This window comes from Massilia sp. Soil_C_3, from assembly GCF_057657035.1.
Window position 1 is genome coordinate 1 of sequence record NZ_JBDGJG010000014.1, and the last position, 26,425, is coordinate 26,425.

Consider the following 26,425-nt stretch of genomic DNA (forward strand, 5'->3'; position numbering starts at 1 on the left):
ACGGCTGAAAATTTGAACTGCTCGTCGTACTTCATAAGACCCCTTGAAGTGGAGTCTCACTTCAAGGGGTCACATCAAAGGCGGGGACCCAAGTCATCCGCTCTGCCGCTACGTTTGAAGTAAGTGGTATGCAGGCAAACTTGGGTCCCCGCCTTCGCGGGGACGACGTTTTGAGGGTAACGAAAATGGTGACACCGCGGGAGCGCGGCATCAGATCAAACCAGAGAAACCTGCGCCCCGCCCTGCTCGCCCGCATACTTCGACAGCGACACGAAGAACTCGCTGTCATCCCGCGTATTGCGCCATTCGTCGCCCACGCGCTTGTAGTGGTAGCCGCCCGAGCGCGCCGCCACCCACATCTCTTGCAACGGCGCCTGGCTGTTGACGATGATCTTGGACCCGTTGTCGATGAACTCGATCTCCAGCACGTTGCCGCTGCGCTTGCATTCGACGTCGATCACGTCCTCGTCGTTCAGGCGGTCGAAGGCTTCCTCGATCTGCTTGAGGGTCAGGTCGGCAAGGTCCAAAAATTCGGTTTCGGTCATGCTACACTCCAAAATCTGCTAATCAAACCGTGATTCTAATCGTGAAGTCCTCTCTTGCGCTTCTCCCGGCCGCTGTTTTGCTTGCCGCCCTGTCGGGCTGCGGCCAGACCGGCGACCTGTACATGCCGACGCCGCCCGCCAGGCCCGCATCGGCGCCGCCCGCGGCCCCGGTCGACCAGCTACCCCAGCCAGTCCCTTCGAACAACGCCTCCACGCCCGCCCCGCACCGCTAATGTCCTATTTTTCGCACCAAGACGGCGTCCTGCACGCCGAAAACGTTTCGCTGTCCGCCATCGCGGAACAATTTGGCACGCCGACCTACGTCTATTCGAAAGCCGCCCTGCTCGACAACTTTGCCGCCTACCACGACGCCTGCCAGGGCCGCGACGCCCTGGTCTGCTACGCGATGAAGGCCAACTCGAACCTGGCCGTGCTCGACCTGCTGGCGCGCCAGGGCGCGGGTTTCGACATCGTCTCGGGCGGCGAACTGCTGCGCGTGATTGCGGCCGGCGGCGATCCGGGCAAGACCATTTTCTCGGGCGTCGGCAAGACCGTCGACGAGATGCAGCTTGCGCTGGAAAAAGGCATTTTGTGCTTCAACGTCGAATCGATCCCCGAGTTGCACCGCCTGAACGAGGTCGCCGGCAAGCTCGGCATGCGAGCCCCGGTCTCGCTGCGCGTGAACCCGAACGTCGACGCCAAGACCCACCCGTATATTGCGACCGGCCTGAAGGCCAACAAGTTCGGCGTGGCCTTCGCCGATGCGCTGGACACCTACCGCACCGCCGCCAGCCTGCCGCACCTGGACGTGGTCGGCATCGACTGCCATATCGGCTCGCAACTGCTGGACGACGCCCCGCTGCTCGAAGCCCTCGATAAACTGATCGAGCTGATCGACGCCCTGCACGCCGAGGGCATCCGCCTGCACCACCTGGACATCGGCGGCGGCATCGGCGTCGACTACGGCGTGGCCGGCGACAAGCCGCCGGTGCCGGTGGGCGACTATCTGGGCCGACTGTTCGCGCGCATCGACGCCTGGCGCGCCGAGAAGCACGGCGGGCAGCCGGTCAAGGTGATCTTCGAGCCGGGCCGCTCGATCGTGGCCAATGCCGGCGTGCTGCTGACGAAGACCGAATTCCTGAAACCCGGCGCCGAAAAGAACTTCTGCATCGTCGACGCCGCGATGAACGACCTGATGCGCCCTACCCTGTACCAGGCCTGGATGGGCGTGCAGCCGGTGACCCCGCGCGACGGCGAAAAGCTGGTGTGGGACATCGTCGGTCCGGTGTGCGAGTCGGGCGACTGGCTGGCGCGCGAACGCGAACTGGCGCTTGAACAGGGCGACCTGCTGGCCATCATGACGGCCGGCGCCTATGGCATGACGATGGCGTCGAACTACAACACCCGCGGCCGCGCGGCCGAGGTAATCGTCGATGGCGATGTCACCCACCTGGTGCGCCGGCGCGAGACGCCGTCCGAGGTGTTCGCACTCGAAACCATGATCAAGTAAAAACAGGCCCGCGCAATGCGGGCCTTTTCAATCTTAGGCGCGCACGGCTTGCGGTTTGCGCCTGAAATGCCAGAACACCCGCAGCGCCAGCAGCACAGCCACGATGGCGCCGAACAGGATGGGCTGCGCGAAATCGCTCTTGCCCTCTTTCATCCACCAGTAGTGCAGGATCGCCAGCGGGCCGATCGCGTAGATCAGCCGGTGCAGCCATTGCCAGCGCTTGCCGCCCAGGCGCCTGATCATCGCATTGGTCGACGTGGCCGCCAGCGGGATCAGCAGCACGAAGGCGATGAAGCCGACCAGGATGAACGGCCGTTTCACGACATCGGCCAGCATCGCCGCAACGTCGAAGAAATGGTCGAACCACAGGAAGGCGATGAAGTGGATCAGCGCATAGAAGAAGGTGAACAGCCCGACCATGCGCCGCAATTTGACCAGCCAGTTCCAGCCCGTCAGGCGCCGCAGCGGCGTGACCGCCAGCGTGATGCACAGGAAGTACAGCGCCCACTCGCCGCTGATCTTGGTGATTTCCGCCAGCGGATCGGTGAAGGCGCCGGTCGCCGTCCCCCATACCAGGCGCGCGAAGGGCAGCAGCGCCAGCACGAAGATGGCGACCTTGACCCATCCGACCTGCTTGTTCGTCAACTGCAGCGCCATCAGTAATAGCGCTTCAAGTCCATGCCGGTGTACAGCGAAGCAACCTGGTCATAACCATTGAACATCAGGGTTTTCTTCTTCGGCTGGAACAGGCCGGTCTCGCCGATGCGCCGTTCGCTCGCCTGCGACCAGCGCGGGTGGTCGACGTTCGGGTTCACGTTGGAATAGAAGCCGTATTCGCGCGGCGCCGAATCGTTCCAGGCGGTGCGCGGCTGGCGACTCGTCAGGCGGATGCGCACGATCGACTTGGCCGACTTGAAACCGTATTTCCAGGGTACGACGAGGCGCACCGGCGCGCCGTTCTGGTTCGGCAGCACCTGGCCGTACATGCCCATGCCCAGGAGGGTGAGCGGATGCATGGCTTCGTCGATGCGCAAGCCTTCGACATATGGCCAGTCGAGCACGCCGCTGCGCAGGCCCGGCATCTGCTTGCGGTCGGCCAGGGTGGTGAATTCGACGAACTTGGCGTTGCCGGTCGGCTCGACCTGCTTGAGCAGGTTCGACAGCGAATAGCCGATCCAGGGAATGACCATCGACCAGCCTTCGACGCAGCGCAGGCGGTAGATGCGTTCCTCGAGCGGGGCCAGCTTGAGCAGGCCGTCGAGGTCGAGCGTGAGCGGCTTGTTGACCTCGCCCTCGATGCGCACGGTCCAGGGGCGTGTGACCAGCGTATGCGCGTTCTTGGCCGGGTCGTCCTTGTCGAGGCCGAACTCATAGAAATTGTTGTAGCCGGCGGCGTCCTTGAACGGGGTCTGTTTCTCGTCGGTGGACAGCGCCACGTTGGCGCGCGCCGCCAGCTTCTGGGCGGGGGAGGCCTGGGCAAAGGCTTCGCGGTTGGCCATCTCCCACACGCCGCCGCCGACTGCCGCCGTGGCCGCCATGCGGGCGATGAACTGGCGCCGCCCGGTATAGACTTCTTGCGGCGTGATTTCGGATGGGAACGGAAGATCGAGTCCGTTGGGATGACGTTTGAACAGCATGGCTGGCCTCGGGAACTGGTGTTGTGCTTACATTACACCAAGTTCCCTTAAGCCAGCGTTAGGGTGCTTTACAGCTCGCCGTAGGAGTGCAGCCCCGACAGGAACATGTTCACACCCAGGAAGGCGAAGGTGGTCACCAGCAAGCCCACCACCGCCCACCAGGCCGCCACGCGGCCGCGCAGGCCGGTCATGAGGCGCATGTGCAGCCAGGCCGCGTAGTTGAGCCAGACGATCAGGGCCCAGGTCTCTTTCGGATCCCACGACCAGTAGCCGCCCCAGGCCTCGGCCGCCCACAGTGCGCCCAGGATGGTGGCGACGGTGAAGAAGGCAAAGCCGATCGAGATCGACTTGTACATCACGTCATCGAGCACCTCGAATGAAGGCAGGCGGTCGGCCAGGATGCCGTGCGATTTCAACAAATAGGCGCTGCCGACCATCGCCGCCAGGGCGAAAGTGCCGTAGCCGATGAAGTTGGCCGGAACGTGGATCTTCATCCACCAGCTCTGCAGCGCCGGGACCAGCGGCTGGATCTGGGCGGCGTCGCGCGAGACCGTGTACCACAGCAGGAAGGCGACCGCGGCGGCGATGATCAGCATCACGAACGGGCCCAGCTGGCGGGTGGCGTAGTGTTCTTCGTAGTACAGGTGGAACATCGCGGTGATGATCGCGAACAGGATGAACACTTCGTACAGGTTCGACACCGGGATGTGGCCCACGTCCGGCCCGATCAGATAGCTTTCGTACCAGCGCACCATCATGCCGACCGAGCCGATCACGATCGCGGCCCAGCACAGGTTGGCGCCGACGCTGCCGCCGAACTTGCCGCGGCTGAACAGGCCGACCCAGTAGAACACGGTCGAGAACATGAACAGCGCGCTCATCCACAGGATGGCCGAACCGCTCGACAGCATGTATTTCAGGAAGAATTTCTGCTCGGCCGCCGCCAGGTTGCCGTCGTACATCGAGATCGCGCCCAGCGACAGCACGCCGACCAGCGGGAACAGCCAGCGCATCGGCTTCCAGTACCAGCCCAGCGCCGCGAATACCGGCGCGGCACAGATCAGAATCGCTTCTTCGTAGATGTCCATGAAATGGCCGTACTGGATTTGCGCGTACAGGGCCGCGGCCAGCAGCGCGATGCCGTACAGCCAGTCGGCCGCGGTCAGGCGGCGGAAGTAGCCGACCTTTTCCTGGTATTTGTCGGTCGAGCGCGTCGGGGCGCTGTTTTTCGTTTGGGACAGTTCCATCATTTTCTCCAGATCGTCGCCAGCTTACGCCGGTTGCGGCAGCTTGACCGACAATTCGTCGTATTCACGCTCGAAATCGAGCGTCTTGCGCTGGGTGCTCATCGCCATCAGTGCCTCGGCACCTCCATCTACGTCGCGCACCCAGATCCAGACGCGGCGCTCGCGGATATAGAACATCGCGAACACGCCCAGCGTGAGCAGCAGGCAGCCGAAGTAAACCACATTCTTGCCTGGCGAACGCGTCATCTGCAGCACCGAAGCCTTTATTTCGGTGAAATCGTCCAGCTGCAAATACACCGGGGCGCCGTACAGGAAGCTGTCCGACAAGGCATTGGTGGCCAGTTGCAGGAAGCGGCCGTTCGCGTCGGTCGGCTTGGCCGCGGCGTCGCCGTTCTTCTCGCGCGCCACCTGCCACAGCTCCCACAGCGCGCCGTTGAGCATCTTCATGAAGATGGCGGCCGCCTTTTCCTGCTCGGCCTGCGGGATCTGTTCCAAAAAGCGGGCCACGCCGACGAAACCGCCGCGGCCGTCGCCGCCGGCGAAGATGTCGAGCGTGCGCGCGGCCGAATCCTTCAGCTGGCTGGCCAACGCGCCGCCGCCGCGCTGCTGCTCGCTCAGCGCGCGGCTGGCGTAGCGGGCGGCCGCCTCCTGGCGCGCGGCCGGGTCGGACAGCGCCGCGCGCAGGCGCATCCAGTCGCCCACGCCGTAGCGCTCGTCGGACGGGATGCGCAGGAAGCTGAAGTTCTCGGACGGGTTCGAACGCACGCCGGCCAGGTAGACCTGGGCGCCTTCGAGGGTCAGCGGCTGCATGTAGTTCATGTACTCGCGCGCCTGGCCCGTGTGGTCGCGCAGCTTGTATTGCACGCTCGGGCCGACGTTTTTCAGGTCCTTGTTGGCGTCCGGGTCGGCCGCCGCGCCGGAGGCCTTGCCCAGCGTGGCCGACAACTGCGCATTGAAGCCGGTGTTCTTGCCCACCGCGCGTGCATCGTTGCCCTGGGCGACATTCTCGACGTTGAAGGGGCGGAAGCCCGACCACTCGACGGCATAGGTATCCTTACCGAACTTGAGCTCGGTGGCGCCATTGACGTCGCCTTCGATCGGGAAGCTGGCCGCGCTGGCGCCCGTCATCGGAAAGCCGGTCAGCCTGAGCTTGCTGCCGCCATCGTCAAAGCTCGACTGGTAGACGGCGATGCCCTTGTAGATCAGCGGATGGTTGACCTTGATGGTCGACTCGAATTTGTGGCCGTTTTCCAGGTCGTGCACCACGACGTCGCTGGCGAACAGCTTGGGCATGCCGGTTGAATAGAACTCGATGTGGAATTTCTTGAGCTCGATCCCGAACGGCAATTCCTGCACCAGCACGCCGGACGGCTGGTTCAGGATCGCGGTATGGCTGGTCTGGCCCTCGGCGATCGCGGTATTGCCACGGAAGCTGGGATTGCCGGTGCCCAGGCGATGCTGGGCCGGGATCTCGGCGATCACGCCGCTGCCGGTGAAGGGAGTCTTGCCGAAGAACCATTGCTGGACGCGCACGGGGAGTTCCGAATCCAGCATGCCGCCCAGCAAGATCACGATGATCGAGGAATGGGCGAAGATATAACCGAATTTGTTGCCGGCGCCCTTCTTGGCCGACACCAGGATGGCCTGGTCTTTTTCCACGATCCTGGTGGCATAGCCGGCGTGGCGCAGGCGCAGCGCGCTTTGCTCGGCCAGCCCGGCGCGCGCCAGCGGCGCCTGCCATTCAGCCTTGTGGTGGAAATTGCGCAGCGAATCGACACGCACGTTTTCGCGCCAGCTGCGCATATCGCGCAGCATCTTCGGCGTGTTGCGCACCACGCACAGCCCGGTCGAGACGATCAGCACCACCAGGATGACCAGGAACCACCAGCTCGAATAGACGTTGTACAGGCCGAGCCTGTCGAAGATCTCGAACCAGAACGGCCCGAACTGGTTCACGTAATTGGGCATCGGCTCGTTCTGCTTGAGCACGGTGCCAATGACGGAGGCGATGGAGATGATGGTGAGCAGGCTGATCGCGAAGCGCATCGACGAGATCAGCTCGACCGCGTCGGCCAGCCAGCGGCGGCGGGTATTCAGTTCAATTCCGGTGGTACTCATGCTCTACAACTTTCATCCTGCGCCGAGGCGGGGCCTGCGCGTGGAAAAAAGGGCGTCAGCTCGACGCTGCCGCCCTCTTCCGTTCATCTCATGCTCATGCGTAGCGCTAAAACGACACTTTTAGCGCAAGCCGGCGATATAGTCTGCCACTGCACGCATCTCTTCCGGCGACATCCGTTGCGACAGCACCGTCATCTGCGGGCTGTTGGCGCGGCTGCCGGTCTTGAATGCTTCCAGCTGGGCAGTGGTGTAATCCTGGTGCTGGCCGGCCAGGCGCGGGTATTGCGCCGGGATGCCGTTGGCGGTGGCGCCGTGACAGCTGGCGCAGGCCGCCACGCCCTTTTCCGCGATACCGCCGCGGTAGATCTTGCGACCCAGTTCCACGGTCTCTTTATTTTTCGCCGCGCCAGGCTTGTGCGCCTGCGTCGCGAGCCAGGCTGCGATATCCTTCTTCTCCTGCTCCGTCAGCATCTTGGCATAGGTCGTCATGATGGGCTGCTGGCGGTGTGCGGTCGTGAAGTCGACCAGCTGCTTGTGTGTATACGTCGCGAACTGCCCAGACAGTTTCGGATTGATCGCGATCGACGAATTGCCGGCCGCGCCGTGGCAGGACAGGCAGGACGGCAGGCCGCGTGCGGCGTCGCCCGCTTCGTACAGGGCGCCGCCCTTGGCTGGATCGGCTTTGACCGCTGGCGCGGTTGCGGCGGACGCCGCCATCGCCGCCGGTAGTCCCCCAAAGACAGTCAGCGAAGTGACCAACAGTGTTTTGAGCAAGGGGGACGTCAACCGATTCATAACTGGCACCTTATAAAGTCAAGATTGAAAGTTCAGTGCAGCGGCTTGATCTACCCGCCGATGGGCGGAGCAGCAATCAACCCCTTATTGTACAATAGCTTTGTTTCCCCAACGCCATTTCATGGCCCTTAATCCCTCTCCCCAATGTCCAGATTATGGCAAGCCCGGTTCTTCACGACCGTTAACCAGTTGCGCGATTTACCAGGCACGCAAGTACCGGAAATCGCCTTCGCCGGGCGCTCGAACGCCGGCAAATCCACAGCGATCAATATCCTGACCAACCAGAAGGGTCTGGCGTTCGCTTCCAAGACGCCTGGCCGTACCCAGCACATCAATTACTTCTCGATCGGCGGCGCCCACGTGGGCCAGCACCGCAAGGATGCGGTCCGGGTCGACGAGATCGAAGCGCTGCTGGTCGACCTGCCGGGCTATGGCTATGCCGAAGTCTCGGGCACCGCCAAGCTGCACTGGCAAAAGCTGCTGGGCGACTACGTCCAGCGCCGCGACCAGTTGGCGGCGCTCATCCTGATCATGGATTCGCGCCGTCCGTTCACCGACCTCGACGTCCAGATGCTGGAATGGTTCGCCCCGACCGGCAAGCCGATCCACTGCATCCTGACCAAGGCCGACAAGCTCAACCGCAACGAGTCGACCAATGCCCTGCGCGAAGCACGCGCCGTGCTCGACAGCTATGTCGACGAGGATGGCAATGGCTTCCCGTTCACGGTGCAACTGTTCTCGGCGCTCAAGCGCATCGGCATCGAGGAAGCGGACGCCAAGATCCTGGAATTGGCCGGGCTGAGCTCGGAAGAGGAAGAAGCAGGAGACGATATCGGCAACGAAGAAAGTGCTGCGCCGTCGGCGGACGACGATAATCCTTCCGCCTGATCTAGCAAGGACTGTTGACATGACCATCATCACCTCCGCCTATCCGGCGGCCCGCCCGCGCCGCATGCGCCGCGACCCGTTCTCGCGCGCCATGATGCGCGAAAACACCATCACTTCCGCCGACCTGATCTACCCGGTGTTCGTGCTCGAAGGCCAGAACCAGCGCCAGCAAGTGGCGTCGATGCCGGGCGTCGAACGCGTCTCGCTCGACCTGCTGCTCAAGGTCGCCGAAGAATGCGTTGCACTCGGCATCCCGGCCATGGCCCTGTTCCCGCTGGTCGACCAGTTGGTCAAGACCTATGACGGCATCGAGGCGACCAACCCGGACGGACTGGTGCCGCGCGTGGTACGCGAACTGAAGAAGAACTTCCCGGAACTGGGCGTCATCACCGACGTCGCGCTCGACCCGTATACGACCCACGGCCAGGACGGCCTGCCTGACGAAAACGGCTACATCGTCAACGAAAAGACGATCGAGATGCTGGTCAAGCAGGCGCTCACCCACGCCGAGGCCGGCGTGGACATCGTGGCGCCGTCGGACATGATGGACGGCCGCATCGGCGCCATCCGCAACGCCTTCGAGGCGCAAGGCCACATCCACACCCGCATCATGGCCTATTCGGCCAAGTACGCCTCCGCCTTCTACGGCCCGTTCCGCGACGCCGTGGGTTCCAGCGCCAACCTGGGCAAGGCCGACAAGAACACCTACCAGATGGATCCGGCCAATAGCGACGAGGCCCTGCGCGAAGTGGCGCTCGACCTGGCCGAAGGCGCCGACATGGTGATGGTCAAGCCGGGCATGCCCTACCTGGACATCGTGCGCCGTGTGAAAGACGAGTTCAAGGTGCCGACCTTCGCCTACCAGGTCAGCGGCGAGTACGCGATGCTCAAGGCAGCGGCGCAGAATGGCTGGCTCGATCACGACAAGGTCATGATGGAATCGATGATGGCGTTCAAGCGCGCCGGCGCCGATGGCGTGCTGACTTATTTCGCGCTCGATATCGCGCGCAAGCTGAAGGCGGGTTGATCGCGCCGCAGTTGACTGCAGCTGGCGAAGTGCAGACCCGATGCGTTGGCGGCCACCTCGCCAACGCAACCACCTAGACCTAGCGCACGGGATCGCCTGATCAACGGTGCTTCAGGTATTCGTCTTTTCTGAGACCGGCAGGATGTCGCTGAAGGGATCCGGATTTTTTATCGTAACTTTCCTGAACCGTCCGCGCAGCGACGCCCAAGCGCTTTCCAGGGCGCATGCCGTCACATCCTTGTGCTTTTCCGCATAAAACGCCAGCACTACGGAGGCAAGGAATGGTAAGGCATACATAGCGATAATAAACTGGTGGCCGCCAGTCACGCCACTACTATGCAGTAATGCCTTGAAAAAATACATGAGCGGATAGTGGAACAGATATAGTCCAAAACTGAGGCCCGCGCCTACACGAATCACTCCAGAGATTTTATCGAGCAGAGGTAGAAACGTTTCTTTCATCAGCGCAAAGCCGTATATGTTTGCCGCGACCATCAGGCCTATTAGATAGCTGGTGGGCCAGAAATTTACCCCCCATTGCGCGCTTGCAGCAAGTTCTGGGAATGCCTCTCTCAGCATCGAATTCAACTCGAATTGCCAATAAGCATAAGCCGCAAAAAACGAGCTCACCCAGAGTATCCATCCTATACGTTTTCCTGCTCCATCTCCGCGTCGCAACGCAAGGTAGATATACGCACCCAGGAGCCAGATAGGAAACGCCCCCAGAATGGACGGTCCGGCGATCAAGGCGGCAAGTATCACTGCAATGACGCGCCTGCCTCCCCGGCAATAGAAACATGCCGCAAAAATCATGTAGTACCAGAATTCATACGATAGCGACCAGAAAGGTCCATTGGTGCCCGGGTATATATTCAAGTTCCAGATCTGGTTCAGGAACAGCGCATTGATCGCCATAGAGGCAACCCATTTGAACAAGGAATACGGTTGCATCGGATGATAGGACGACAGCGAGATGTACTGCCCTGCCAGATCGACCATCAATGTCAGCAACAGCGCCGGCAGGCATACAGACCATAACCTGGACAAGCGGGACTGGGCGAATCTTTCCAGATTCGGCTGCCGCATGCCTGCCGCGGTTACCAGGAAACCCGACAGGACAAAGAAAACAATGACGGCTTCGCTGCCCAGATTGCCGATCAAGGGAATGCGCACTTTCGCGAAATAACTGACATGAAAGAGATAGACTGCCAGTGCAGCGAGCAGGCGCAGCAGGTCCAAATACAAGGAAAGCGATCGCGTCATCATGTTGTCCCAAGCGCCGGTCTGAAATACGGTTAAATAGGAGATGTTTGATCGACAAGAGATGACGCGGAGCGTGCTCTCATCAGTTGGCTGCTGATTTCAATTCTATGGCCGGAGACTCGAGCGATATTGAGGCCCCGCCAAGGGAAGAAGTTCTTGGGCGCAATACTCCGCTCAACAAGGACCGGTACCATGTCGTACGCCGCTCGGTCAGCACTCCCAATGTCCACACGCCCCCCAACAGCAAGGCAAGGAACGTCACCAATGACCGAACCTGCAAACCGTTCCAGATCAATACAGTCAGCGGCAAATGAAACAGGTATAAGGAAAACGTCAGGCTGGCCAGGTATTGAATCAGGCGCCTGCATTTCAAAAGCAGAACATGCTTCAGTGAGGCGGCTGCCAGGAAATGCAACGCAACGATCATACCCAATAGGAAGTCGCCAACGAATTGGTTCGATCCTTGGGCCGACTCGACCAGTTCCGGCACGATCCCTCGCATCAATTCACGAATCGCTATCCCGGCGCCTTTCCATAGGAATAACAACCCCGCAAGCGCCGATACGAGAAACAAGCACAGTGCCTGCATGGGCTTCAGTGGAATCATCCATCGATGCAACAGCACGCCTGTTAGCCATACGGGCATGAGCAACAGGATCTTGGGGCCGGCAACCAGCATGGCGCAGATGAGCAGTAATCTGTTCGGGTAATAGCACCAGATACCAAACAGGACGTAATACCACACTTCGTAGTTCAGCGACCAGACCGTTCCGACATAGGGCATGGGCACATCCATCCACGACTGCCCAAGGAATAGCAGATTCAGACCAATGTCCTGCCAATCAGATCCTCGCGAACTTCCATATCCCATGATATTCGCTGGAACGAGCAAGGCAATCACAAAGGATAACAGGGCCGCCGCGATCAGCACCGGATAAATTCGTACAACCCGATGAAGGATATACGTGCGCAGGCCAAGGCCGGGCCGTGCCGCATGGGAAATAACGAATCCTGATAAAACGAAAAAGACGACGACGGCCGAATGGCCGGGCCAGTAATTCGGTAACGCGGGAAATAATATCGGCCAGAGATGTGCAAGAAGCACAATCACGGCAGCGCCCAGACGGACGACGTCCAGATACACCGACAGGCCGGGAGGTATGCTGCGATGTCGAGGAATAACCTGCATGAGATTAATTTGAAAGAGAAACGACATCACCAGGACATCATCGGTCCATCGCACTGGATTGGCGACTTCGACCGATCTTTTTCAGAATTGTAATCCCATATTATTCTTAACGGTACGACAATGATGCTTTTAAAATTTTTTAAATAATTCCCGTTCGGTAATTTTGCAAAATGTTAAATTCGCCACTATTGATACGGGTAGAAGACTATGCCCACAAGAGAAGGCGCATTTCTCCCAGCCGCTCCGGCTTTTATCCGTTTTTGCGACACAATATTTACAATGAATAGCTTGGCTCTTTGTATTCTCTGTACAACAAAGATAGATGACGCTCAGGCTGACAGGATGCACGGCAGGTCTGGGAAAGACGCCCGATTGGCGATTTTCCAATCGATGAGATTGGGTCAGAGGACACAATGGCGAACACTGGCAGCAGCCGGCGCAGGCTGCGCGCCAAGCGAAGGACGGGAATGGCGTTCTGGCAATCCGCGCGATCGCGTGCACGCTTGGCGGAAGGTATTGTCGGCGCCACGGCATGTGACGCATTGCGGCGCGGTCATGGCGCCCGAGATGTCGCCGCGCGCGGATGCGGCGCCATGTAGAGAAGACTGGCGGGTATGAACCGGCACGTAGCCGGCGCCTGGCGTTACCGGCCAGGCACCGGCCTGTAATCCGGAAACATTTCCTTGTACAGGAATTCCACCAGCTGATCGGTATCCTGCGGCCTTGCGCTGAGTTTCACCACACGCCCCAGGCGGTGCGAATCCCATTCGAAATCGCCCTTCTTCTCGCGCCGGATCAGCTCGATCATCTTCTTGATCACCGCGGTCTCGATATCGCGCTCGCTGCCCTGCTCTACCGTCACCGCCGTCAGCCAGCGCCGCTTGAAGCTCGGGTTCCAGCCGCGGAACTTGAGGTCCATGGTGTTGAAAGTCTTGTTCGACACCGAGAAGATGCCGCCCGTTTCGTTGCTGTCGTCGGTGCCGCGGCCGTTGATGGCGGCGATGTTCGCCAGCGCGTTGCGGGTGCCGCGCGCGGCGTCGCTTTCCTGGGCCGGCACTTCGGCGCCGGTCGGCGCGCCGCGGCGCTCGCGCTGGGCCTTCACGTAGGCCGCCATGTCCATGTCGGGCGGCACTTCGGTGGGCGGCTGCTGGCGCTGCGGTTGCGGCGGGGCCGGCGGCGCGGGGCGCTCGTCGGGGACCGTGATGGTGTCCGGCAGGCGCTGGACGATGATGCGTTCCTGTTCCACGCGCGGCACCGGCGGCGCCGGCAGCGGCCGCGGCGTCGGGCTCGGCGCCGACTCGACGGGTGAGGTTTCCTGCAATGGCGCTACATAGACGACCTGGCTATCGCCCTGGTCTTCCGAGGCCGGGCGCGCCGTGCGCTGCTCCGGTTCCTTTGGCTCATAGAACCACAGCAGCACCAGCAACAGGTGGACCGCGATCGTGCCGCCCACGCCGAAGCGGCTCGGCCCCTTGCGCCCGTAATTCTTCCCCAGTCCATAGCGCGGCCCCGAGGGCGGCAATGGCTGTCCGCAGTGGGAACACACTTCACTGTCCTGGTCGTAGGTGTGGGAATGGTCACGCAAGATGGATCAATTTCCTGGTAGCTACGTCTAAAAAAACGGCAGAGAGCCGCAGTCTAACCGTTTTGCGGCGCAACCGCATCACGCTAGCCGCCCGGCCGCCCTATCCGATCCATTGATGGTTGTTACCAAATGTTTCCGGCCGCCAGTATCGGAACAATAATGTATCCGATACTGGCGGCCGGCAGGGGCCTGCCATGGGGTTCGGCTTACGCCGGGTGCACCGGATGGGTCGATGAGGCCGGATGCGCCACGTGGTCCTGGTCCGCCTTGGCGATCTGCTCGTCGGTCATCGGGCCGGTGCCGCTGTAGCGGTCCAGGTACAGGTAGATCACCGGGGTGATGTACAGGGTGATGACTTGCGAGAAGATCAGGCCGCCGCACACCGCCAGGCCCAGCGGCTGGCGCAGCTCGGCGCCGGCGCCGATGCCCAGCGCGATCGGCAGCGCGCCCATCAGCGCCGCCAGGGTCGTCATCAGGATCGGGCGGAAGCGCAGGATGCAGGCCTCGCGGATCGCCTCTTGCGGGCTCATGCCCAGGTTGCGCTGGGCATCGAGCGCGAAGTCGATCATCATGATCGCGTTCTTCTTGACGATGCCGATCAGCATCAGGATGCCGATCATGGCGATCAGGGTCAGGTCCTTGTCGAAAATCCACAAGGTGATCAGGGCGCCGACGGCCGCCGATGGCAGGCCAGCCAGGATCGTCAGCGGGTGGATATAGCTCTCGTACAGCACACCCAGCAGCACATAGATGACGCCGATGGCCGTGATGATCAGGATCAGCTGGCTCGACTGCGTGTCCTGGAACACGGCGGCATCGCCGCCATAGGTGGCGATGACCGATGCCGGCAGCTTCATTTCGCGTCCCAGCTCGTCGATGTGGGCGGTGGCGTCGCCCAGCGACACGCCCGGCGCCAGGTTGAACGACAGGGTGATCGCCTGCAGTTGGCCCTGGTGATTGACCTGCAGCGGGCCGACCGTGCGGCGCACGCTGGCGATGCTCGACAGCTTGACCAGTTCGCCCGACTTGGAACGCACCGAGACCCGCGACAGCGCTTCGTCATAGTAGCGGTCGCTCGCGGCGGCTTCCAGGATCACGTAATAGCTGGCCGCCGTGGAATAGATGGTCGAGACCTGGCGCTCGCCGAAGGAGGCGTACATCACGGTCCGGATATCGTCCATTTCCACGCCCAGCAGCGCCGCCTTGTCGCGGTCGATGTCCACGGTTGCCTGCAGCGCCTTGTTCTGCGAATCGCTGTTGACGTCGCGGAAGCGCTCGTCCTTGCGCATGCCTTCCAGGAATTGCTCGGCCCAGCCGCCGATCTCGCCGCCCGACACGCTCTGCAGGGTGTACTGGTAGCGCGCCTTGCTCTGGCGACCGCCCAACTGCAGGTTCTGTTGCGGCGACATGAAGACCTGCACGCCCGGCACCGCACGGGTGGCCTTGCGCAGGTCGTCGATCACCAGGTCCATCGGCGGACGCTCGCCGCGGTCTTTCAGGACCAGGAACATGCGGCCGGTATTGCCGCCGCCGCTGAACGAGGTGGTGTCCTTCACATAGGGATTGGCGCGGATGATGTCGACCACCTTGCCCTGCAGCTCGGCCAGCGCCATCGACGAGGTGTCTTCCGAGGCTTCGACCATCACGCGGATCTGGCCGATGTCTTCTTCTGGGAAGAAGCCTTTCGGCATGGTCGAATACAGCACGCCGGTCAGCACGAAGGTGCCCGCCGCCAGCATGAGCACGATGAAGCGGAAGCGCAGCGCCAGGTCGAGCGTGCGGCCATATCCATTACGCAGACGAGTGAAACCGGCTTCGAAGCGGCGGCCGATCCACGACATGTCTTTCGGATCGACGTGGCCGCCATCCTTGAGCAGGCGCGAGCACAGCATTGGCACCAGGGTCAGCGAGACCAGGGCCGAGACCAGCACCGCCAGCCCGACGACGACCGCGAATTCGCGGAACAGCAGGCCGATCACACCCGGCATGAAGAAGATCGGGATGAACACCGCCACCAGCGAGATCGAGATCGAGATGATGGTGAAGCCCACTTCGCGCGCGCCGATGAGGGCGGCGGCCATCGGCTTCTTGCCCATCTCCATATGGCGCACGATGTTTTCCAGCACCACGATCGCGTCGTCGACCACCAGGCCGACCGCCAGCGTGATGCCGAGCAGCGAGATGTTATCCAGGCTGTAGCCGAACCAGTACAGCAGCGACAGTGCGCCCAGCAGCGAGATCGGCACCGTCACGGCAGGGATGAAGGTGGCGGCTGCGCGGTGCAGGAACAGGAAGATCACCAGGATGACCAGCAGCACGGTGCCGGCCAGGGTCAGGTTGACGTCGTGGATCGCCTCGCGGATCGACAGCGAGCGGTCGTTGACGAGTTCGATCTTGATCGAGGCCGGCAGTTGTCCTTCAAAGCGCGGGATCAGCGCGCGCACCGCGTCGACCACCTGCACGGTATTCGCATTCGGCTGGCGCTGCACCATCAGCGAGATCGAGCGCTCGCCATTCAGGCTGCCCATGGCCTTGACCGACTGGTAGCTGTCCTGTACCTCGGCGATGTCGCGCAAGCGCACCGGAAGGCCATCGCGGGTGGCGATGATCAGGTTGGCGAAGTCGGCCGCCTTCATCAGCTGGCCGCCGCCCTGGATCGTCAGCGCCTGGGTCGGCCCGTCGAGGATGCCCAATGGGGTGTTCGAGTTGGCCGCACGCAGGGCGGCCGCCAGCTCGTCCATCGAAATATTACGCGCGTTCATCAGGTCGGAACGGGCGCGTACGCGGACGGCGAAACGCTTGCCGCCGTTGATCGACACCTGCGACACGCCCTGCACGGTCGAGATCGCCGGCGAGATCAGGTTTTCGGCATAGTCGTTCAGCTCCGACAAGTCCATCGACGGCGAGGTCAGGTGCATGAACAGGATCGGTGCGTCGGCCGGGTTGACCTTGCGGTAGGCCGGCAGTTCGGTCATTTCCAGCGGCAGGCGGCGCTGGGCCACCAGCAGCGCCGCCTGGACATCCACCGCCGCCTTGTCGACATCGATCTCGTTGTCGAATTCGAGCGTGATATTGGTGTCGCCCTGGGTATTGCTCGAGGTGATCAGCTTGATGCCGGCGATGGTCGAGAACTGCTTCTCGAGAGGCAGCGCCACCGAGGACGCCATCGTCTCCGGGCTGGCGCCCGGCAGGTTGGCCGAGACGTTGATGACCGGCGTGTTATAGCTGGGCAGTGCGGCGACCGGGATCTGCATGTACGACAGGATGCCGACCAGCACCAGGCTGAGCGACAGCAGCACCACCATCACCGGACGGCGGATACACAGTTCGGACAGATTCATGCCTGCTCGCCCTTTTCAGGGGCCGGCGCGGCCGGCTTGGCGCCCTGCCCGGCCAGGCGCACCTTGCCGCCCGGACGCAGGTTCTGCTTGCCTTCGGTGATCACCTGTTCGTCGCCCTTGAGGCCGGTGACGGCGGCGCGGTCGCCGAAGGCGTACACGCGCTGCACCGGCACCTGGCGCGCCGCGTTGCCTTCTGCCAGCACGTAGACGAAGGTGCCGTTGGTCGCGGTGATGATGGCGGTCTGCGGGATCACCACGGCATTCTTGAGCGTTTGCACCACCACGTTGGCGGTCACGTACTGGCCCGGCCACAGGCTGGTGTCGCGGTTGGCGAACTCGCCCTTCACGCGGATGGTGCCGGCCTGCGGATCGACGGCATTGTCGATGAAGCTCAGGCGGCCGATGACTTGCGCGGCATCGTCGGCGCCGCTGCCCGCGCTGTTGCCCGAGTTTACGCGGACTTCGACGTTGCCAAGTTTCTGGGCCGCCAGCAGCGCGCCGAGGGTCGATTCCGGCAGGGTGAACGAGACGTTGATCGGATCGAGCTGGGTGATGGTGGTCAGCGAGGTGCTCATCTGCACCAGGGCGCCCGGGTGGACGTCGATGGCGCCGACCCTGCCCGTCATCGGCGCGCGGATCGTGGTGTAGCTGGCGCTCACTTGCGTGGCGCGGGCCGCCGCCTGGTTCGACTGCACCAGCGCGCGCTGGGCTTCGACCTGGCTGAGCAGGGAGTCGAGGGCGCTCTGGGCCAGGAAGTTCTGGGCCACCAGTTCCTGGCTGCGCTTGTACTGACGCTCGAGGTCGGACAAGGTGGCCGAATCGCGCGCCACTTGCGCTTCGGCGCGGGCGACGTTGGCCATGTCGGCGCGGTCGTCGAGCGAGAACATCAGCTGGCCTTCCTTGACGAAGTCGCCTTCGCGGATATGGACCTGGCGGATCGTGGTGACGGTCTGCGGATGCAGGTTGACCGTTTTCATTGGGGTCACGGTGCCGTTGGCGAACAGTTCGACGCCGACGTCGCGCCGTTCGGGCGCGACCACGTTGACGGTCACCGGCGGCGGGCCGCCCGCGCCTGCCGGTCCCTGGCTTCCACCCTCGGCCTTGGCATCGTTGCCCTGGTTCAGATACCAGCCGCCAGCCACGACCAGCGCCGCGATTCCGGCGATGACGCCGACATTCTTCTTGTTCATTCTCGTCCCTTGCCGCCCGTTGTCGGCGACTCCATCATTGATCGTGGTGGCCCTGCCGTCCGCCCAGGAATGAGGGCGGCGCATTGTCCCACAGTGTTGTTACCGCTTCGTGTACTGCCTTATTGATTCACTATTCGTCTACGATTTGTTCGGATAGTAGGCCGGCAGCATCAGGGTCACTTCCAGACCGCCTTCCGGGTGGTTGGCCAGGGTGATGCTGCCGCCGTGCTGCTCGGTGATGTTGCGCGCGATCGTCAGCCCCAGGCCAGTGCCGCCCGATTCGCGCGAACGCGAGGTCTCGACCCGGTAGAACGGGTCGAACACCCGTCCCAGCTCGCTCCTCGGGATGCCCGGTCCGCTGTCGCGAATGCGCACCCGCGCCGTGCCGTTGACGCGGTCGACGCAGACGCGCGCATCGCGGCCGTACTTCACCGCGTTGTCGATCAGGTTGCCCAGGCAGCGGCGCAGGTCGAGCGGCCGGCCCAGCACCGCCATCGTGGCCTTGCCCTGCAGCGCGACGTCCTGGCCGGCGTCGCTGGCGTCGGCGCACACCGCCTCGAGCAGCGAATCGAGGTCCAGCATCTGCATCGTCTCGGTGGTGTCCATGCTGCGCGCCAGCACCAGGCCTTCGCGCACCATTTCCTGCATGGCCGACAGGTCGCCGATCAGGCGTTCCTGCAGTTCGTTGTCCGATACTTTCTCCAGCCGCAGGCGCATGCGCGTGAGCGGCGTCTGCAGGTCGTGGGTGATCGCGGCCAGCATCTGCGTGCGCTGGAAGATGTACTGGCGGATGCGCGCCTGCATCGCATTGAAGGCGGCGCTGGCCTGGCGAATCTCGCTGGCGCCCGTGAGGTCGAGCGGCGGGCGGTTGATGTCCTGCCCCAGGTCTTGCGCGGCCTGGGCCAGCTGCTTGAACGGCCGGGTGGTCATGCGCGCCACCAGGTAGGCCAGCACGGCGATGCTGATCATGAACAGGGCCACCAGGATGCGCAGGTCGGCATCGCCCTTGAAGATCGTGCGCGGCGGCAGCACCGACAGGCGCAGCTCGGCGCCGTCGCGCAGATGCACGTTGAGCGATTCGCAGGCGCCGCCATAATCCATGCTGAGCAGGCCGTACATCATCGGCAGGCGCTGCGCGGTGTCGCAGGCGGACGGGCGTGCACCGACCGATTCGACCCGGTAGCCCTTGCCCAGGCGCGTTGCCAGCTGCCGGGCAAAGGGCGTGGCCGGGGCAGCCGCCGGCTGGGTGTCGCTGACTTCGAGTTCCAGGCCTGGGCGGTTGGCGACCTCGAGGTAGATCGGGCGCGCCTCCGCCGGCACGATCTCTGTGGCCATGATCAATTGCTCGGCGCGCTCCAGCCGGTGCTGGTCGAGCTGACGCTCCCAGTCACGCAGGCGCTGGTAGTCGGCCGCCAGCTGGATCAGCGCCGCCGAGATCCACACGCCCAGCAGCAGCGTGAGGAATACCCGGCCCGTCATCGACCCGAAGAAATCCTTCACGCCGCCGGCTCCACCGTCACCTGGCCGGCCAGCACGTAGCCGCCGTTGCGCACCGTCTTGATGATCTGGGGCATGCGCGCATCCTCGCCCAGCTTCTGGCGCAGGCGGCTGATCTGGATGTCGATCGAGCGGTCGAACGGGTCGGCGTCGCGGCCTTGCGTGAGGTTGAGCAGCTGGTCGCGGTTGAGTACCCGATTCGGGTGCTCGAGGAATACGCGCAGCAGGCGGAATTCGGCGCCCGACAGCATGATCACGATGCCGTCCGGGTTGAGCAGGTGGCGCGCGGTGAGGTCGAGCGTCCAGCCCGAGAAGCGCATCTGCTGCACGTTCTCGGATGGCGTATTGGACGGCATGGCGTGCGAGCGGCGCAGCACGCTGCGGATGCGCGCCAGCAGTTCGCGCGGCTCGAAGGGCTTGGGCAGGTAGTCGTCGGCGCCCATCTCGAGGCCGAGGATGCGGTCCAGCGGCTCGTTGCGGGCGGTCAGCATGATGACCGGCAAGGTCGAGGTGGCGCGCAGCTTGCGGCACAGGGTCAGGCCGTCGTCGCCGGGCATGTTCAGGTCGAGCACGATGAGGTCGGGACGGGTTTCGTCGAGCGCCTTCCACATCGCCGTGCCGTCGGCGGCGGCCAGCGTCCGGTAGCCGTTCGACTCGAGGTAGTCGGCCAGCAGCGTCCGGATGTCGCGGTCATCGTCGACGATCAGAATCGTAGAGGGAGTATCCATAACCGCAATTATCCGAGTTTATGACAATGCCGGAGGAGCATTTTGTATCGCTGTGTATAAGCCTATAGGCCCGAAACATATTGATACAATGTCCGCGACAGGGGAAACCCCGTGGTTACAGTTTGTGCGCAAGATGGGAACCGTGCAGCGAGCGTTTCGGATGCACAGTCAACCAGACTCTCACAAAGGAAGAACCATGAACACCCTCCGCAAGAACCTCGTGATCGCCCTCACCGCTGCCGGCCTGTTCGGCGCCACCATCGGCGCCCAGGCCCAGACCGCCGCCCCTGCCGAAGGCCGTCCGGCCCTGACGGCCGAGCAACGCCTGGCCAAGAAGGCCGAGTGGCAGGCCAAGGCCGGCGAGCGGCGCGCCAGGATGGAACAGCACCGCGCCGAACGCCAGGCCAAGCTGCGCGATTCGCTCAAGCTCAATGCGCAGCAGCAGCCGGCCTGGGACGCGTTCGTCGCAGCCCAGGCGCCGCACAAGAAGGGCGAGCGCGCCGGACGTGGCGACCGCGCCGCCTGGGCCAATCTGACCGCGCCGCAGCGCATGCAGAAAGGGATCGACCTGCAGAAACAGCGCACCGCCCGCATGGAGCAGCGCCTGGCAGCCCTGAACAGCTTCTACGCCCAGCTGACGCCAGAGCAGCGCAAGACCTTCGATGAGCAGGCCAAGCACCGCAAGGGCCCGCGTCATCACGGTCACCACGGTCACCGCGCGAACGCGTAAGCGTGAAGGTTGGCGGCGATGCCGCCGACCTTACTGCTGCAGCCGCTGCAGCGACGCCAGGAACTTCTCCGCATTCTGGAAGCCGATCACCCGGCTATCCGCGATTTCCTTCCCCTGTCCATCGAACAGGATGATCCCCGGTGGCCCGAACAGGCCGAAGCGCTTGAGCATGGCCTTGTCGGCGGCATCGTTGGCCGTCACGTCGACCTGCAGCAGCACCGTGTCGGCCAGCTTCTGCTGCACGGCCGGGTCGACGAAGGTGAACTTCTCCATCTCCTTGCACGACACGCACCAGTCGGCATAAAAATCGAGCATCACGGTCTTGCCGGCGTTGGCGGCCAACGCGGCGTCGAGCTGGTCCACGGTCTTGATGCGGCTGAACGCCAGCCCATGGTCCTGCGGCGCGCCACCCAGGTGCGCCAGCGGCGCCCAGGCGTCGCGTCCGCCGCTGGCCAGGCCCACCAGCTGGGTTGCCCCCAGCACGGCAAAGGCTGCGCCGAAGGCCATCGCCGCCCAATGGCGGGTATGGCGCAGCAGATAGAAGCCATACCCCAGCAGCAGCGCCGCCCACAGCAGCATCTGGGCCACGGCCGGGAGCACCGGCGACACCAGCCAGATCGCCATCGCCAGCATCAGCACGCCGAACAGGCGCTTGACCGATTCCATCCACGGCCCCACGCGCGGCAGCAGGGAGCCGGCCGACAGGCCCACCAGTAGCAGCGGGATGCTCATCCCCACCGCCATCGAGAACAGCGCCGCGCCGCCGATGAAGACGTCACGCGTCTGGCTGATGTAGACCAGGGCGCCGGCCAGCGGCGCGGCCACGCAGGGGCCCACGATCAGGGCCGAAATGGCGCCCATGACGAACACCCCAAGCAGCTTGCCGCCCTGCTGGCTGTTGGATGCCTGCGTCAAACGGGTCTGCAAGGTGTTAGGCAGTTGTAACTGATAGAAACCGAACATGGACAGCGACATGGCCACGATCAGGATTGCGAAGGCGCCCAGCACCCAGGGATTCTGCAGCGCGGCGGCCAGTCCTTCGCCGGCCAGGCCGGCAGCGATGCCCAGCAAGGTGTAGACGATCGCCATGCCCAGCGAATACGCCAGCGACAGCACGAAGCCGTGCGAACGGCTCACGTGCTTGCCCTCGCCCACGATGATCGAGGACAGGATCGGCACCATCGGCAGCACGCAAGGGGTGAACGCCAAGCCCAGGCCGAGCAGGACGAAGGCCGGCACGATGGCCAGCAGGCTGCCGCCGCCGAGGATGCCGGCGATGTTCGACAAGTCCGATGCCGGCGCCGCCACGGTCGTCGCAGGCGCGCTGTCGGCCATCGGCTGCGAGGACAGCGGAGCCTGTCCCGCGCCGATCCCGATCGGCAGTCCGGACGCGGCTTGCGCGCCACCGGCGCCGAGGTTCACGCTGTGCTCCTGCGGCGGATAGCACAGACCGGCATCGGCGCAGCCCTGGCTGGTGGCGGTTAGGGTGAACGGGCCAGTGCCCTCGACCGGAATCCGGATGGTCAGGGTGCCGGTATGGGTCTCGAGATCCTTCTCGAAGGTCGGGTCGTATTTCACCTTGCCCTGCGGGATCTGCGGTTCGCCCAGCGTGATGCCGGCGCCGCCGGCCTTGAAGGCGAAGCGCTCGCGGTACATGTAGTACGCGGGGGCGATGACGTAGGTGATCTCGGCGGTCTGCGGATCGGCCATGCGTGCTTCAAAACGGAAGGCGACGGCGGGGTCCAGAAAGTCCTGCTGGGCACGGGCTGGCGTTGCGGTGAACAGGAAGAAGACGGCGAACAGCGTCAGGCAGGCCTGTAGCAGGCCACGAACGGAAAGTCGAAGCATGGTGTCGAAGAGGTTGTGAAGCGCACCGCAAATGGTACACCCGGCTACTGTTTCACGCCGGAACTCATTTTAGACGAAAAAAAACCAGGCCGAGGGCCTGGTCTTTTCAGTCGTCAGACTACCGATTACTCGGCGGTCGGTGCTTCTTCAGCCGAGGTGACTTCTGGACGGTCCAGCAGTTCGACGTAGGCCATAGGAGCATTGTCGCCAACGCGGAAGCCCATCTTCAGGATACGCAGGTAGCCGCCGTTGCGGTTTGCGTAGCGAGGACCCAGTTCAGCGAACAGCTTCTGGACCATTTCGCGGTCGCGCAGGCGAGCGAAGGCCAGGCGCTTGTTTGCCAGGGTGTCGGTCTTGCCCAGGGTCAGGATCGGTTCGATGACGCGACGCAGTTCCTTGGCTTTCGGGACGGTGGTCTTGATGGCTTCGTGACGCAGCAGCGAAACAGTCATGTTGCGCAGCATTGCCAGACGGTGGGACGAAGTACGGTTCAGTTTACGAAGGCCGTGACGGTGACGCATGGTATTTCCTTTCGGGTGTTTTCAAATCCAGTTCTTCGATCGTCCACACTTGCGCGTGACCGCGGACCGGTTCGGTTAGTTTTTACTACGGTTTTATCATCCAAAAAGGATCCGGCTCCGCCGGTCCTTTTTGGCTGTTACCACCCGAAAGTAGGGGTCCACTTTCGGGTGAATGCTATTACTTCTCCAGCCCGGCAGGCGGCCAGTTTTCCAGCTTCATGCCCAGGGTCAAGCCACGCGAAGCAAGGACTTCCTTGATTTCGTTGAGCGACTTGCGGCCCAGGTTCGGCGTCTTGAGCAGTTCGTTTTCCGAACGCTGGATCAGGTCGCCGATATAGTAGATGTTTTCTGCTTTCAGGCAGTTGGCCGAACGGACGGTCAGTTCCAGGTCGTCGACTGGACGCAGCAGGATCGGATCGACCAGCGGTGCGCGCGATGGTGCTTCGGCAGCGGCTTCGGTGCCTTCCAGGGCGGCGAACACGTTCAGCTGGTCAACCAGCACGCGGGCCGACTGGCGGATCGCTTCTTCCGGCGTGATGACGCCGTTGGTCTCGATGTTGATGATCAGCTTGTCCAGGTCGGTACGCTGTTCGACACGGGCCGATTCCACGGCGTACGACACGCGGCGCACTGGCGAGAACGATGCGTCCAGAATGATGCGGCCGATGGTCTTGTTGGTGTCTTCCGACAGGCGACGGACGTTGCCCGGCACGTAGCCGCGGCCTTTTTCGACCTTGATCTGCATGTCCAGCTTGCCGCCAGCGGTCAGGTGAGCGATCACGTGATCCGGGTTGACCAGTTCGACGTCGTGCGGCAGGTCGATGTCCGATGCCAGGACTGGGCCTTCGCCTTCCTTCTTCAGGGTCAGGTTGACCGAGTCGCGGTTGTGGACCTTGAAGACCACACCTTTCAGGTTCAGCAGCAGGTCGACGACGTCTTCCTGCACGCCATCCAGCGACGAGTATTCATGCACGACACCAGCGATCGTCACTTCGGTCGGCGCATAGCCCACCATCGACGACAGCAGCACGCGACGCAGTGCGTTGCCGAGGGTGTGGCCATAGCCACGCTCGAACGGCTCCATCACGACTTTCGCGTGGCCGGCGCCCAGTGCTTCGACGTCGATGATACGTGGCTTCAACAAACTATTTTGCATGAATGAGTCCTTTTCAATACCCTCGGCTCGTTACACCGATAAGGCTGATGGCTTTAAAGAGAACGCCTGCGCAAAGGCAGGCGGGTAAAACAATTCTGTGCGACGGTGTGGAGGAACTACGATTCCGTGGAATTTGCTGTTCGCTGCAAGTGCCGATCCTGGATCGCTGCGCTTGCACCACCCCACCGTCGTTCCCGCGGAGGCGGGAACCCAAGTTTTCGACTTAGCCGGCAAACTTGGGTCCCCGCCTGCGCGGGGATGACAAATCGGGCGGCGCGCCGCCCGATTTGTCAATTAACGCGAGTACAGTTCGACGATCAGCGCTTCGTTGACGTCAGCAGCGATTTCGTTACGCTCTGGGAACGAACGGAAGGTGCCTTCCAGCTTCTTCGCGTCGACCGAGACCCAGGTCGGGAAGCCGACTTGTTCAGCCAGCGACAGCGCTTCAGCGATACGCACTTGCTTCTTGGCTTTTTCACGAACAGCGATCACGTCGCCGGTCTTGACCTGGTACGAAGCGATGTTCACGACGTTGCCATTGACGGTGAAGGCCTTGTGGCTCACCAGCTGACGCGCTTCCGAGCGGGTCGAACCGAAGCCCATGCGGTAAGCGACGTTGTCGAGACGCGCTTCCAGCAGCTTCAGCAGGGTTTCGCCGGTGTTGCCCTTGCGGCGGTTCGCTTCAGCGAAGTAGCGGCGGAACTGACGCTCCAGGACGCCGTACATGCGTTTGACTTTTTGCTTTTCGCGCAGCTGGTTGCCGTAGTCCGAGGTGCGGGCACCCGACTTGACGCCGTGCTGGCCTGGCTTGACGTCCAGTTTGCACTTCGAATCGAGCGAACGACGTGCGCTCTTGAGGAACAGGTCGGTGCCTTCACGGCGCGACAGTTTTGCTTTTGGTCCGATATAACGTGCCACGTTAGATTTCCTTTAATATTTGATCACGCCCCAGAGACGCATGGAAAAATCCTATGCACCCAGGCGCTAGTCCAGCTCTGCATTCAGGCCGGACGTGGCTTACAACATCGCCCGCCATCAGGGACGGCAGGCGACAAGAGCCGGGCAGTATAACCCATTTCTGGGCGACTGCACCGGCTATTCTCAAAACACAACGGGGCTTGCGCCCCGTGCGTCGTCATCAAGACACGGATCGGGTGACGAACCGCCGGGCGGCGATCACCCTGCCCCGGATCTTAGATACGGCGACGCTTCGGCGGACGGCAGCCGTTGTGTGGAACTGGGGTGACGTCCTGGATCTCGGTGATCTTGATGCCGAGATTGTTCAGAGCGCGCACAGCCGATTCACGGCCTGGGCCTGGGCCCTTGATACGCACTTCCAGGTTTTTCACGCCCGATTCCTGAGCGACCTTGCCTGCAGCTTCGGCAGCGACCTGAGCCGCGAACGGGGTCGATTTGCGCGAACCCTTGAAGCCGGCGCCACCGGAGGTTGCCCACGACAGAGCGTTGCCCTGGCGGTCGGTGATGGTGATGATCGTGTTGTTGAACGAAGCGTGCACGTGGGCGATGCCCTCGGCAACGTTCTTCTTCACTTTCTTGCGCACGCGTGCTGCTGCTGCGCTGCTTTGTTGCTTGGCCATAGTCGGTTCCTA

General features: G+C 62.8%; 23 protein-coding genes. 5 read left to right on the forward strand and 18 right to left on the reverse strand.

The genetic code is table 11. The features are described 5' to 3' along the window. Positions 1-215: 215 nt before the first annotated feature. Positions 216-545, reverse strand: coding sequence for an iron donor protein CyaY (gene cyaY / locus AC3A6F_RS23730; RefSeq protein ID WP_487685876.1), 330 nt, complete (start codon positions 543-545; stop codon positions 216-218). 41 nt (positions 546-586) lie between these two features. Between cyaY and lptM the strand changes: the two genes are divergently transcribed. Beyond that, positions 587-778 (forward strand): LPS translocon maturation chaperone LptM, encoded by a 192-nt coding sequence (gene lptM / locus AC3A6F_RS23735; protein WP_320473371.1) that lies wholly within the window; start codon positions 587-589, stop codon positions 776-778. Next, positions 778-2,055 (forward strand): diaminopimelate decarboxylase, encoded by a 1,278-nt coding sequence (lysA, locus tag AC3A6F_RS23740; protein WP_487685879.1) that lies wholly within the window; start codon positions 778-780, stop codon positions 2,053-2,055. The genes lptM and lysA overlap by 1 nt, the downstream gene beginning before the upstream one ends. Before the next feature lie 33 nt (positions 2,056-2,088). Here lysA and AC3A6F_RS23745 read toward each other — a convergent pair whose 3' ends face one another. The 5 genes from AC3A6F_RS23745 to AC3A6F_RS23765 form a co-directional block, all read right to left on the reverse strand. Next, positions 2,089-2,712 (reverse strand): protein-methionine-sulfoxide reductase heme-binding subunit MsrQ, encoded by a 624-nt coding sequence (locus AC3A6F_RS23745; RefSeq protein WP_487685882.1) that lies wholly within the window; start codon positions 2,710-2,712, stop codon positions 2,089-2,091. After that, a complete protein-coding gene (gene msrP / locus AC3A6F_RS23750) occupies positions 2,712-3,692 on the reverse strand; it encodes a protein-methionine-sulfoxide reductase catalytic subunit MsrP (protein ID WP_487685885.1) in 981 nt (326 codons plus the stop codon). Before msrP ends, AC3A6F_RS23745 begins: the two co-directional genes overlap by 1 nt. A gap of 68 nt (positions 3,693-3,760) precedes the next feature. Next, entirely contained in the window at positions 3,761-4,939 is a 1,179-nt protein-coding gene (gene ccsB / locus AC3A6F_RS23755) for a c-type cytochrome biogenesis protein CcsB (RefSeq protein WP_487685889.1), read from the reverse strand. A gap of 24 nt (positions 4,940-4,963) precedes the next feature. Beyond that, a complete protein-coding gene (locus AC3A6F_RS23760) occupies positions 4,964-7,057 on the reverse strand; it encodes a cytochrome c biogenesis protein ResB (RefSeq protein WP_487685892.1) in 2,094 nt (697 codons plus the stop codon). A 120-nt stretch (positions 7,058-7,177) separates the two neighbouring features. Then, the gene (locus AC3A6F_RS23765; RefSeq protein ID WP_487685895.1) at positions 7,178-7,852 is read right to left on the reverse strand and encodes a c-type cytochrome; all 675 of its coding nucleotides are present in this window, start codon (positions 7,850-7,852) and stop codon (positions 7,178-7,180) included. Positions 7,853-7,996: 144 nt separating this feature from the next. On the opposite strand from AC3A6F_RS23765, the gene yihA reads away from it, so the two are divergent. Together yihA and hemB are read left to right on the forward strand one after the other, a co-directional pair. After that, positions 7,997-8,740, forward strand: a complete 744-nt coding sequence (gene yihA / locus AC3A6F_RS23770; RefSeq protein ID WP_487685898.1) for a ribosome biogenesis GTP-binding protein YihA/YsxC — start codon at positions 7,997-7,999, stop codon at positions 8,738-8,740. Positions 8,741-8,759: 19 nt separating this feature from the next. After that, entirely contained in the window at positions 8,760-9,767 is a 1,008-nt protein-coding gene (gene hemB / locus AC3A6F_RS23775) for a porphobilinogen synthase (RefSeq protein ID WP_487685901.1), read from the forward strand. A 111-nt stretch (positions 9,768-9,878) separates the two neighbouring features. On the opposite strand, the gene AC3A6F_RS23780 is transcribed toward hemB, so the two are convergent. From AC3A6F_RS23780 to AC3A6F_RS23810, 7 genes are all read right to left on the reverse strand, one after another. Next, positions 9,879-11,033, reverse strand: coding sequence for an acyltransferase family protein (locus AC3A6F_RS23780; RefSeq protein ID WP_487685905.1), 1,155 nt, complete (start codon positions 11,031-11,033; stop codon positions 9,879-9,881). A 79-nt stretch (positions 11,034-11,112) separates the two neighbouring features. Beyond that, positions 11,113-12,246 (reverse strand): acyltransferase family protein, encoded by a 1,134-nt coding sequence (locus AC3A6F_RS23785; protein ID WP_487686145.1) that lies wholly within the window; start codon positions 12,244-12,246, stop codon positions 11,113-11,115. Between the two features lie 616 nt (positions 12,247-12,862). Continuing rightward, a complete protein-coding gene (locus tag AC3A6F_RS23790) occupies positions 12,863-13,804 on the reverse strand; it encodes a hypothetical protein (protein ID WP_487685908.1) in 942 nt (313 codons plus the stop codon). 206 nt (positions 13,805-14,010) lie between these two features. Next, positions 14,011-17,145: an efflux RND transporter permease subunit gene (locus AC3A6F_RS23795; protein ID WP_487685911.1), complete on the reverse strand. Its 3,135-nt coding sequence runs from the start codon at positions 17,143-17,145 to the stop codon at positions 14,011-14,013. Further along, a complete protein-coding gene (locus AC3A6F_RS23800; RefSeq protein ID WP_487685914.1) occupies positions 17,142-18,335 on the reverse strand; it encodes an efflux RND transporter periplasmic adaptor subunit in 1,194 nt (397 codons plus the stop codon). The genes AC3A6F_RS23795 and AC3A6F_RS23800 overlap by 4 nt, the downstream gene beginning before the upstream one ends. 138 nt (positions 18,336-18,473) lie before the next feature. Beyond that, the gene (locus AC3A6F_RS23805; protein ID WP_487685917.1) at positions 18,474-19,835 is read right to left on the reverse strand and encodes an ATP-binding protein; all 1,362 of its coding nucleotides are present in this window, start codon (positions 19,833-19,835) and stop codon (positions 18,474-18,476) included. Then, a complete protein-coding gene (locus tag AC3A6F_RS23810; RefSeq protein ID WP_109345397.1) occupies positions 19,832-20,560 on the reverse strand; it encodes a response regulator in 729 nt (242 codons plus the stop codon). The genes AC3A6F_RS23805 and AC3A6F_RS23810 overlap by 4 nt, the downstream gene beginning before the upstream one ends. A gap of 196 nt (positions 20,561-20,756) precedes the next feature. On the opposite strand from AC3A6F_RS23810, the gene AC3A6F_RS23815 reads away from it, so the two are divergent. Beyond that, positions 20,757-21,290, forward strand: a complete 534-nt coding sequence (locus tag AC3A6F_RS23815; protein WP_487685920.1) for a Spy/CpxP family protein refolding chaperone — start codon at positions 20,757-20,759, stop codon at positions 21,288-21,290. A 30-nt stretch (positions 21,291-21,320) separates the two neighbouring features. On the opposite strand, the gene dsbD is transcribed toward AC3A6F_RS23815, so the two are convergent. From dsbD to rpsK, 5 genes are all read right to left on the reverse strand, one after another. Continuing rightward, positions 21,321-23,138, reverse strand: coding sequence for a protein-disulfide reductase DsbD (gene dsbD, locus AC3A6F_RS23820; protein ID WP_487685923.1), 1,818 nt, complete (start codon positions 23,136-23,138; stop codon positions 21,321-21,323). A gap of 125 nt (positions 23,139-23,263) precedes the next feature. Next, entirely contained in the window at positions 23,264-23,659 is a 396-nt protein-coding gene (gene rplQ / locus AC3A6F_RS23825) for a 50S ribosomal protein L17 (RefSeq protein ID WP_005663400.1), read from the reverse strand. A 178-nt stretch (positions 23,660-23,837) separates the two neighbouring features. Continuing rightward, on the reverse strand, positions 23,838-24,815 hold the full coding sequence (locus tag AC3A6F_RS23830; RefSeq protein ID WP_332530665.1) for a DNA-directed RNA polymerase subunit alpha: 978 nt from the start codon (positions 24,813-24,815) through the stop codon (positions 23,838-23,840). Positions 24,816-25,109: 294 nt separating this feature from the next. Next, complete coding sequence (gene rpsD, locus AC3A6F_RS23835) at positions 25,110-25,733, reverse strand: 30S ribosomal protein S4 (RefSeq protein WP_487685928.1); 624 nt, start codon at positions 25,731-25,733, stop codon at positions 25,110-25,112. Between the two features lie 275 nt (positions 25,734-26,008). Beyond that, positions 26,009-26,413 (reverse strand): 30S ribosomal protein S11, encoded by a 405-nt coding sequence (gene rpsK, locus AC3A6F_RS23840; RefSeq protein ID WP_005663404.1) that lies wholly within the window; start codon positions 26,411-26,413, stop codon positions 26,009-26,011. Positions 26,414-26,425 lie beyond the last annotated feature (12 nt).

Bases quoted from the DNA above. Each gene is read 5' to 3' on its own strand.
- cyaY (WP_487685876.1), bottom strand. From the start codon at position 545: ATGACCGAAACCGAATTTTTGGACCTTGCCGACCTGACCCTCAAGCAG.
- lysA (WP_487685879.1), top strand. From the start codon at position 778: ATGTCCTATTTTTCGCACCAAGACGGCGTCCTGCACGCCGAAAACGTT.
- AC3A6F_RS23745 (WP_487685882.1), bottom strand. From the start codon at position 2,712: ATGGCGCTGCAGTTGACGAACAAGCAGGTCGGATGGGTCAAGGTCGCC.
- msrP (WP_487685885.1), bottom strand. From the start codon at position 3,692: ATGCTGTTCAAACGTCATCCCAACGGACTCGATCTTCCGTTCCCATCC.
- ccsB (WP_487685889.1), bottom strand. From the start codon at position 4,939: ATGGAACTGTCCCAAACGAAAAACAGCGCCCCGACGCGCTCGACCGAC.
- AC3A6F_RS23760 (WP_487685892.1), bottom strand. From the start codon at position 7,057: ATGAGTACCACCGGAATTGAACTGAATACCCGCCGCCGCTGGCTGGCC.
- AC3A6F_RS23765 (WP_487685895.1), bottom strand. From the start codon at position 7,852: ATGAATCGGTTGACGTCCCCCTTGCTCAAAACACTGTTGGTCACTTCG.
- yihA (WP_487685898.1), top strand. From the start codon at position 7,997: ATGTCCAGATTATGGCAAGCCCGGTTCTTCACGACCGTTAACCAGTTG.
- hemB (WP_487685901.1), top strand. From the start codon at position 8,760: ATGACCATCATCACCTCCGCCTATCCGGCGGCCCGCCCGCGCCGCATG.
- AC3A6F_RS23780 (WP_487685905.1), bottom strand. From the start codon at position 11,033: ATGATGACGCGATCGCTTTCCTTGTATTTGGACCTGCTGCGCCTGCTC.
- AC3A6F_RS23785 (WP_487686145.1), bottom strand. From the start codon at position 12,246: ATGTCGTTTCTCTTTCAAATTAATCTCATGCAGGTTATTCCTCGACAT.
- AC3A6F_RS23795 (WP_487685911.1), bottom strand. From the start codon at position 17,145: ATGAATCTGTCCGAACTGTGTATCCGCCGTCCGGTGATGGTGGTGCTG.
- AC3A6F_RS23800 (WP_487685914.1), bottom strand. From the start codon at position 18,335: ATGAACAAGAAGAATGTCGGCGTCATCGCCGGAATCGCGGCGCTGGTC.
- AC3A6F_RS23810 (WP_109345397.1), bottom strand. From the start codon at position 20,560: ATGGATACTCCCTCTACGATTCTGATCGTCGACGATGACCGCGACATC.
- AC3A6F_RS23815 (WP_487685920.1), top strand. From the start codon at position 20,757: ATGAACACCCTCCGCAAGAACCTCGTGATCGCCCTCACCGCTGCCGGC.
- dsbD (WP_487685923.1), bottom strand. From the start codon at position 23,138: ATGCTTCGACTTTCCGTTCGTGGCCTGCTACAGGCCTGCCTGACGCTG.
- rplQ (WP_005663400.1), bottom strand. From the start codon at position 23,659: ATGCGTCACCGTCACGGCCTTCGTAAACTGAACCGTACTTCGTCCCAC.
- AC3A6F_RS23830 (WP_332530665.1), bottom strand. From the start codon at position 24,815: ATGCAAAATAGTTTGTTGAAGCCACGTATCATCGACGTCGAAGCACTG.
- rpsK (WP_005663404.1), bottom strand. From the start codon at position 26,413: ATGGCCAAGCAACAAAGCAGCGCAGCAGCAGCACGCGTGCGCAAGAAA.